The 8,706-nt window shown below is 70.6% G+C and carries 8 protein-coding genes and 1 pseudogene; 1 reads left to right on the top strand and 8 read right to left on the bottom strand.

All coding sequences use genetic code 11. The annotated features are described in order from the left end of the window. Positions 1–50: 50 nt before the first annotated feature. The 7 genes and pseudogenes from tsaD to ACFWPJ_RS17020 all read right to left on the bottom strand — a co-directional run. Positions 51–944: pseudogene (tsaD, locus tag ACFWPJ_RS17050) on the bottom strand (tRNA (adenosine(37)-N6)-threonylcarbamoyltransferase complex transferase subunit TsaD); the annotation flags it as partial. Next, on the bottom strand, positions 941–1,435 hold the full coding sequence (gene rimI / locus ACFWPJ_RS17045) for a ribosomal protein S18-alanine N-acetyltransferase (protein WP_378852364.1): 495 nt from the start codon (positions 1,433–1,435) through the stop codon (positions 941–943). The gene rimI and the pseudogene tsaD, both read right to left, overlap by 4 nt. 23 nt (positions 1,436–1,458) lie before the next feature. Then, positions 1,459–2,151: a tRNA (adenosine(37)-N6)-threonylcarbamoyltransferase complex dimerization subunit type 1 TsaB gene (tsaB, locus tag ACFWPJ_RS17040; protein ID WP_378852362.1), complete on the bottom strand. Its 693-nt coding sequence runs from the start codon at positions 2,149–2,151 to the stop codon at positions 1,459–1,461. A 65-nt stretch (positions 2,152–2,216) separates the two neighbouring features. After that, complete coding sequence (gene tsaE, locus ACFWPJ_RS17035) at positions 2,217–2,672, bottom strand: tRNA (adenosine(37)-N6)-threonylcarbamoyltransferase complex ATPase subunit type 1 TsaE (RefSeq protein WP_378852360.1); 456 nt, start codon at positions 2,670–2,672, stop codon at positions 2,217–2,219. Further along, positions 2,665–3,741, bottom strand: a complete 1,077-nt coding sequence (locus tag ACFWPJ_RS17030; RefSeq protein ID WP_378852358.1) for an alpha/beta fold hydrolase — start codon at positions 3,739–3,741, stop codon at positions 2,665–2,667. Before ACFWPJ_RS17030 ends, tsaE begins: the two co-directional genes overlap by 8 nt. Further along, positions 3,738–4,943 carry an alanine racemase gene (alr, locus tag ACFWPJ_RS17025; protein WP_378852356.1) on the bottom strand — a complete coding sequence of 402 codons (1,206 nt, stop codon included), beginning with the start codon at positions 4,941–4,943 and terminating at the stop codon, positions 3,738–3,740. Before alr ends, ACFWPJ_RS17030 begins: the two co-directional genes overlap by 4 nt. Positions 4,944–4,950: 7 nt before the next feature. Then, on the bottom strand, positions 4,951–6,390 hold the full coding sequence (locus ACFWPJ_RS17020) for an NAD(P)H-hydrate dehydratase (RefSeq protein WP_378852354.1): 1,440 nt from the start codon (positions 6,388–6,390) through the stop codon (positions 4,951–4,953). A gap of 68 nt (positions 6,391–6,458) precedes the next feature. On the opposite strand from ACFWPJ_RS17020, the gene ACFWPJ_RS17015 reads away from it, so the two are divergent. After that, positions 6,459–6,884, top strand: a complete 426-nt coding sequence (locus ACFWPJ_RS17015) for a cupredoxin family copper-binding protein (protein ID WP_378852352.1) — start codon at positions 6,459–6,461, stop codon at positions 6,882–6,884. A 37-nt stretch (positions 6,885–6,921) separates the two neighbouring features. Here ACFWPJ_RS17015 and glmS read toward each other — a convergent pair. Continuing rightward, positions 6,922–8,706: glutamine--fructose-6-phosphate transaminase (isomerizing) (glmS, locus tag ACFWPJ_RS17010; protein WP_378852350.1), on the bottom strand; the 1,785-nt coding region annotated here is incomplete at its 5' end.

Genomic DNA, 8,706 nt, shown 5'->3' with positions numbered 1-8,706 from the left:
ATTAAAACACTTATGATTGCGGGGTCAGCTTCTTTTTTTTATAAGAGACTGGTCACACCCGCGGGGGTGCTACGGTGGTGGGGGTGGGTGTGGGGGCGGGTGTGGGGGGCGGCGCCACCGCCGAGCACGATCGTGTCCACCCCGACGTCCTGCGCGGCGCGCACGGCCTTCATGGTGAGCACGTCGGCGACCGCTTCCTGGAAGGACGCGGCGATATCCGGGATCGGTAGCTGCTCGGACGTGATGCCCTGGCGCTGTGCCGCTTCGACATAGCGGGCGACCGCGGTCTTGAGGCCGGAGAAGGAGAAGTCGTAGCGGGCGTCACGCGGCCCGGTCATGCCGCGTGGGAACGCGATCGCGCGCGGATCGCCACCGGCGGCGGCCGCGTCCAGGTACGGTCCGCCCGGGTAGCCGAGGCCGAGCAGCCGGGCGACCTTGTCGAAGGCCTCGCCCGCGGCGTCGTCGACGGTGCTGCCGAGTTCGGTGATCGGCTCGCCCAGATCGGTGACCTGCAACAGGTGGGTGTGCCCGCCCGAGACCAGCAGCGCCACCGCGGGCGGCAGCGGGCCGTGCTCGAGCGTGTCGACCGCGACGTGCCCGCCGAGGTGGTTGAGCGCGTAGAACGGCACATCCCAGGCCGCCGCGTACGCCTTGGCCGCGGCGACACCGACCAGCAGCGCACCGGCGAGGCCGGGGCCGATGGTGACGGCGAGCGCGTCCGGCTTGCTGATCCCGGCAGCGGCCAGTGCCCGGCGCATGGCGGGCACGATCGCCTCGAGATGCGCGCGCGAGGCGATCTCGGGGACCACACCGCCGAAGCGGGCGTGCTGGTCGACGCTGGAGGCCACCTCGTCGGCGAGCAGGTGCAGCGATCCGTCCGGGTCGCGCCGGACGATGCCGACTCCCGTTTCGTCGCAAGAGCTTTCGATGCCCATGACGATCACGACAGCACCTCGTCCTGCCTGCCGCGCGCGGCCCATTCGTCGGCCGCTGCGGTGAGTTCGGGCCGTCGCATGGTGTACGCGTCGGCGCCGCTGGGGTGGTAGTAGTTCTTGCGCAGCCCGATGATGTGGAAGCCGTGCTTGGCGTAGAGCGCGATGGCGGGCGCGTTGTCGGTGCGCACCTCGAGGAACACCGGGCCGCCGCGTTCGGCGGCCGTGGCCAGCAGCGCCTCCAGCAGCAGCGTGCCGATGCCGCCGCGATGACAGTCCGGGTCGACGCCGATGGTGTGCACCTCGGCCTCGGGGTGGGCGGCGTCACCGAGCAGCGCGATGCCCGCGTAACCGACCATGACACCGTTCGCGTCGCGGGCGGTGATGTAGCGGTTGTGCGCGCCCGCCAGTTCGGAGCGGAACGACACCGCCTGCCACGGGTCGTCCTCGGGGAACAGCAGATGCTCGAGCTCGACGCAGCGGTCGATATCGGCAGGGGTCATCGGTTCGATCCGGTACACGGCGCTCACGCCCCGGTCCGGTCGAGGGTGCGGAAGCTGTTCTCGACGGCGTCGGGCCTGCGCAGATAGAGCGGGACCAGCGCCTCGGGCGCGGTTCCGGCCAGGAGCTCAGACGCGGCGACCGACACCAGACCCGCGGGCGACGGCGACTCGCTGGGCAGCACCGGCAGATCGAAGTAGTCGACATGCGCGGCCGAACCCGCGACCGCGACGGCCTCGCCGAGCGGCACCTCGGTGGGCTTGCACACCTCGGGACCGGCGATGCGCGCCCCGTTCAGGTAGCGGGCCCAGTACACCTCGCGCCTGCGCGCGTCGGTCACCACCAGCAGTTCCCCCGCCTCGCGCTGCTCGCCCGCGGTATCGGCGGCGATGGCGTCGAGACTGCACACGCCGTGCACCGGCAGCCCGAGCGCGTCACCGAAGGCGGCGGCGGTGGCCATCCCGACCCGCAGCCCGGTGAACGGGCCAGGCCCGACACCGACGACGAGCGCGTCCAGCTCGTCACGACGCACCCCGGCTTCGGCGAGGCATTCCAGGATCTGCGGGGTGAGCACTTCGGCGTGGGCGCGCGCGTCGACCTTCACTCGGGCAGCGAGCGTCGCCACGGCGGGCCGGGAGTCCGCGTCGGCGGCAGGTGACAGATGCACCAATCCCGCTGTAACGGCGGGTGTCGCGGTGTCGACTGCTAGTACGAGCATGATTGTCTCAACAATACCGGGTGGTATCGGCGCCCGGCGCGCAGCTGTGCCCGCCGGTGGGCCGACTATTCGATCCACTCCCAGATCGCCGTGCGCACATCGGATTCCGGTTCCCTGGCGAGTTGCACCCGCAGATGCCGTTCCGAGAGGTGTTCGACGACACCTTTGCCCCACTCGACCACCACCACCGCGTGATGCAGGTCGGTGTCGAGGTCGAGCGCGTCGAGCTCGTCCAGGTCGCCGGCGAGCCGATACGCGTCGACATGCACCAGCGCAACCCCGGGGGTGCCGTCCGGGCGCTGCCCAGCCTTGTGCGCCCGCGCGATGATGAACGTCGGCGAGCTGACCCGGCCCAATACTCCGAGCCCGGCCGCGATTCCCCTGGTCAGGGCAGTTTTCCCGGCGCCGAGCGGACCGTCGAGGACCACCAGGTCGCCCTCGCGCAGTGTCGCGGCCAGTTCCCGGCCGAACGCCTCGGTGTCCTCGACCGTGGTCAGCACACGCTGCTGTGGATCAGCCACCGACGGCCTCCCCACCACGTGCGTCGCCGAAGCCCGCGCTCGCCAGCAGCCGGTCGAGTGCGTCCAGCGTCACGTCGGGGCACTGCAGGTGCGGCATGTGCGCGGCCTCGTTCACCCGCACCAGCTCGCTGTTGGGCAGTGCCCTGGCCAGCACGTGCGAGTTGCGGAACGGGATCACCATGTCGTGCGCGCCGGACAGGACCAGCACCGGCACGTCGGCCAGCACCGGCAGCGCGGCCGACTCGTCGTGCAGCTCAATCGCTTTCAGGAACTTCTCGATCGTGCCGACCGGGGTGCGGTCGATCATCATGGTGGTGAACCGCGACAGCGTCGGGCTCACCTGGCCGTGGAACGAGCTGACGTGCAGGATCGGCGCGACCAGGTGCTTGCCAGCGGTACGGCTCACCTGGACCAGCGCGGGGGCGGTCCGCACCGCCATCCGGAAGCCGTCGATCGCGGGATGGCGCAGCAGCTGCGGCAACCCGGTGGCGGTCACCTCGGCGGCCGCGGTACTGAACAGCCCGACCGCGGTCACCCGCGACGCGACCAGTTCGGGGAACTGCGCCGCCGCCGCGAGCACGGCCATCCCGCCGAGCGAATGCCCGACCAGCACCACCGGTCCGGCGGGCGCGCACTCGCGCACCACCGCGGCGACATCGTGGCCGAGCTGTGCCACCGTGCAACTCTGGGTGCTCGGGGTGCCGGAGCGGCCGTGTCCGCGCTGGTCGAAGAAGACCATCCGGACCCGATCGCCCCACTGCCTGGCCAGATCACGGCGCTGGAAGTGGAACGACTCCATGCTGTTGCAGAAGCCGTGCACGAACACGATCGTCAGCTCGGCGGAGTCGTCGCCGTAGGTGCGGGTGGCCAGCGACACACCGTCGTCGGCGATCACGACACCGGGTTCGTCCTCATCGATCAGGGCGAAGTTCTCGTCGCGATACTCGTCACGTTCGGCGGGCCACAGCACGCGCGCCCCGATCCGGCGCAGAGTGTGCGCCACGGCGAGCGCGCCGAGCAGGCCCGCGGTCGCCAGTCCGCCGCGCAGGATCACCGCCCCGCGGCTCATCGGCCGGTCCCCACGTACCGGCGGACGGCTCTGCCGCGCGGTGAGCAGACGATCTCGTAGTCGATCGTGTCGAGCAGCCTGGCCCAGTCGAGCGCGTGCGGGTGGCCGGCGCCACCGCCGAACAGCACCGCCCGATCGCCCGCCCGCACGCCGCCCGCGTTGTCGCCGAGGTCGACCATGAACTGGTCCATGCACACCCGCCCGACATTACGGTGCCGGGAACCGCCGAGCCATACCTCGAAACGTCCACTCAGCGAGCGGAATACACCGTCGGCGTACCCGGCGGGCACCAGCGCCACCGTCGTATCGCGCGGCGCGGTCCAGCGATGCCCGTACGATACGCCCTCCCCGGCGGCCACCCGCTTCACCAGCGTGACCTCTGCTTGCAGCGTCATCGCCGGGCGCAGTCCGAAGTCGCCGAGTTCCGGGATCGGGGACAGTCCGTAGACGGCGATGCCGGGGCGCACGAGGTCGAAGTGCAGGTCGGGCCTGGTCAGCGTCGCCGCGGAGTTCGCCAGATGGACCTGCTCCGGTTCGAGCCCCTGCTCCTTGGCCTGGGCGATCGCCTCCAGGAAGCGCTCCCGCTGGCGGTCCAGCATGGGATGGTCCGGCTCGTCGGCGTGCGCGAGATGGGAGAAGATCGCGCGGAACCGGACGACCCGCTCGTCGACGAGCGCGCGCAGAGCCTTCAGGACCTGCGGATATTCGGCGACCGACACCCCGTTGCGATTGAGCCCGGTATCGACTTTGAGCGAGACCGTCGCGGTGCGACCGGTCGCCCTGGCAGCCTGCTCGACGGCCCGCAACTGCGTGAGCGAGGACACCCCGATCTCGATGTCCCCGGCGATCGCGGCGCGGTAGTCGGCATCGATGGTGTTCAGCCAGCACAGGATCGGCGCGGTGATCCCCGCGGCACGCAACGTCAGCGCCTCGGCAACGGTGGTCACCCCCAGCTCGGCGGCCCCCGCCCCCAACGCCGTCCGCGCCACCTCGACTGCGCCGTGGTTGTAACCGTCAGCCTTGACCACCACCATCACCGCGGCGCCCTGCGCGAACTCACGCAGCACACGCACGTTGTGGGCAATGGCATCCAGGTCGATGACAGTTTCCACTTGCGCATTCACAGCCCCGATCCTGCCAGGACCCGCGGAATTCGCAGCACCGGGGGCGGCACCCGTCCTGGAAAACCTCACCTGGGACATCTCCTGCTCAGACGCCGGCGAGTTCTCGCAATACCCGAACAGCCGGCCGGATGTGCTGCAGCAGCGGCGAGGCCGAGATCGGCGCCGCCGCGGGTTGACCGTCGAACGCGGCGAGGTTGGCGGCCAGCGCATGAACGCGCGCGGCGGCCGCAGCCGACCAGGCGGGCGGCCGGCCTGCCGCGAGCAGCGCCCCGATGATCCCCGACAGGACATCACCCGAGCCCGCGGTCGCGGCCCACGACCCGCCCGCATCGTTGACCAAGGTCGCCTCGCCAGGTGCGGCGATGACCGTCGCCCGCCCCTTGAGCAGCACGGTCGCCTGCCACTCGTCGGCGAGCGCACGAACAGCGGCCACCCGATCCGGCCCGAGCTCCGCACCGGTGAGCCGGGCGAACTCACCGGCGTGCGGTGTCAGCACGGTCGGCGCGGTCCGGCCGCGAACCAGCGCGGGTTCGGCGGCGAGCAGGGTGAGCCCGTCGGCGTCGACGAGCACCGGCAGATCGGTGGCCAGCACCTGCGCGAGCCGGTCCCTGGCGGCCACGTCCGTGCCCGCACCGGGACCGAACACCCACGCCTGCACCCGACCGGCGCCCGAGATCGTATGACTGGCGATCACTTCGGGGAACTTCTCCAGCACCTCGGTGTCGTCCCCGACGTAGCGCACCAGCCCCGCCGTCGCCGCCACCGCCGCACCGGTACTCAGCACCCCGGCACCCGGATACTTCGCACTGCCAGCGCACACCCCGACAACGCCCTGGCTGTACTTGTCGTCCTGCGCCCGCGGAACCGGCCAGCCCGCCCCGATCGCCGCCGGATCGAGCTGAGCGAGTCCCGGGCCGGGCAGCTGTAAACCGATCGGTACCAGCACGATTCGTCCGCAGTGGGATGAAGCGAGCGCATGCACCGGCTTGTACGCACCGAACGCCACCGTCACAGCCGCACGCACCGCGGGCCCGTCGATCGCCCCCGTATCCGGATCGACCCCACTGGGCAGATCCGCCGCGACGATCGGAACATCAAGCGCCGCAACCATCTCCGCGGCAGCAGGCCGCAACGCCCCCCGACCGGAGATCCCCACGATCCCATCGATCACCAGATCCACCGCACCGAGCCGATCCACCACCCGCCCACCGGCCGCCCGCAGCGCCGCGAGCCCTTCCCGATGCGCCCGTTCCGGATTCAGCAGCACCGCGGTCACCGCCACCCCCCGCCGCGCCAGCATCGATCCAGCCCACAACGCGTCCCCACCGTTGTCACCCGACCCGACCAGCAACCCCACCGCCCGGCCAACCACACCGCCGGTCCCCGAACGCAATTCGTCGGCAACCACCGTCGCCAGTCCGTACGCCGCCCGCCGCATCGGCATCCCCGCAGGTACCCGGGTGAACAGCTCCGCCTCGGCCGCCCGCACCTCGTCGGCGGTGAAGTAGCCACGCCGATCCGACATCGTCGCCTCCCGGTCCCGACGCGGGCCACGGCCGGTCCGCGATCGTTCGCAGACTACGCTGCACACCCATGTCGATGGTTCGTCACCGCGCCGCATCCGCCCGGGTTGTCGCCGGATTCGCCGTGGCCGCCACCCTGCTGTCCGCCGGTTGTTCCGGCGACGGCGGGAACGCCGCCTCCACCACCACCCGCAAGCCGCGCCCGGTCACCACCACGACCACGCAGACCGAGCACAAGCCGACCGACCTGGCGATCGACGTCAGCGGCATGAAGTACTCCCCCGCCGACGTCACCATCAAGGTCGGCGAGACCGTCACCTGGAAGTTCTCCGACAAGGCCCCGCACAACGTCCAGGGCATCGGCGACAAGGCGATGGGCATCAACAGCCCCATCATCGACAAGGGCGAATGGTCCTACACCTTCACCCAGCCCGGCACCTACCGCTACCTGTGTAGCCTCCACCCCGACATGCGCGGCTCCATCACGGTCGAGTGATCGCGACGGCCGGCCCCGAAGGCCGGCCGCTCACGTCCTATTCGACGGTGACCGACTTGGCCAGGTTGCGCGGCTTGTCCACGTCGTACCCGCGAGCCTGCGCCACCTCGGCGGCGAAGATCTGCAGCGGAATGGTCGACAGCAGCGGCTGGTACAGCGTCGGCGCGGCCGGGATCTCGATCAGATCGTCCGCGAACGGGCGCACCGTGTCGTCGCCCTCCTCGGCGATCACGATGGTCCGCGCGCCACGGGCCTGGATCTCGCGGATATTGCTGAGCAGCTTCGAGTGCAGCACTGGACGGCCCTTCGGCGACGGCATCACCACGATCACCGGCAGACCGTCTTCGATCAGCGCGATCGGCCCGTGCTTGAGCTCACCCGCGGCGAAGCCCTCGGCGTGCATGTACGCGAGCTCCTTGAGCTTGAGCGCACCTTCCAGCGCCACCGGGTAGCCGACGTGGCGACCCAGGAACAGCACCGTCGGCACGTGCGCCAGCTCGCGCGCGATGGCCCGCACCTGCGAACCGGTCTCCAGCACCCGCGCGATCTGCTTGGGCATGGCCTCGAGCTCGGCGAACTCGCGAGCGACCTCGTCGGGGTACTTGACCCCGCGCGCCTGCGCCAGCGCCAAGCCGACCAGATAGTTGGCCGCCACCTGCGCGAGGAACGCCTTGGTCGACGCGACACCGATCTCCGGCCCGGTCCTGGTGTAGATGACCGCGTCCGACTCGCGCGGAATCTGCGCGCCGTTGGTGTTGCAGATCGCGAGCACGCGCGCCTTCTGCTCCTTGGCGTGCCGCACCGCTTCGAGCGTGTCGGCGGTCTCGCCGGACTGCGAGATCGCCACCACCAGCGTCGACCGGTCCAGCACCGGGTCGCGATAGCGGAACTCGCTGGCGAGCTCGACCTCCACCGGCACCCGCGTCCAGTGCTCGATCGCGTACTTGGCCAGCAGGCCAGCGTGGTAGGAACTGCCACACGCGACGACGAACACCTTGTCGAACTCGCGCAGCTCCTGATCGGCGAGACGCTGCTCGTCCAGGACGATCCGGCCGCCGTTCTCGTCGACGACGAAATGCCCCATCAGGGTGTCGGCGACCGCGGTCGGCTGCTCCTCGATCTCCTTGAGCATGAAGTAGTCGTGGCCGCCCTTCTCGGCGGCGGCGAGATCCCAGTCGATGGTGAACGGCCTGGTGACCACGCCCTCGGTGTTCCCGGCGAAGTCGGTGACGGTGTAGCCGTCGGCGGTGATCACCACGGCCTGGTTCTGCCCGAGCTCGACCGCCTCGCGGGTGTGCTCGATGAACGCGGTGACATCGGAGGCGATGAACATCTCGCCCTGCCCGACGCCGACGACCAGCGGCGTCGACTGCCGGGCCGCGACGATCGTGCCGGGATGATCGGCATGGGTGAAGACCAGCGTGAACGCACCCTCGAGACGCTGCAGCACGGCCAGCGCGCTCGCGGTGAAGTCGCCCGCGGTGGGTCCTTCCGCGTAGGCGCGCGCGACCAGATGCACCGCGACCTCGGTGTCGGTGTCACTGAGCAGCTCGACCCCGGCGTTCTCGAGCTCGCGGCGCAGCGGCGCGAAGTTCTCGATGATCCCGTTGTGGACGACGGCCAGCTTCCCGGAGTCATCGCGATGCGGGTGCGCGTTGCGGTCCGTCGGGGCGCCATGGGTCGCCCACCGGGTGTGCCCCATGCCACTGGTACCCGCGAACCGGTCCGCGCCGGCGGCAACCAGCGCGGCCTCCAGATAGGCCAGCTTGCCCGCCATGCGTTCGACCGCGATCGACCCGGTTCCGGCGCGGTTCGCGACCCC

Origin of the sequence: Nocardia sp. NPDC058497 (genome assembly GCF_042720195.1) — a bacterium.
GTDB lineage: Bacteria > Actinomycetota > Actinomycetes > Mycobacteriales > Mycobacteriaceae > Nocardia.
Note: the sequence above shows the minus strand (reverse complement) of the source record. Positions and strands in the feature narration are given on the sequence as shown.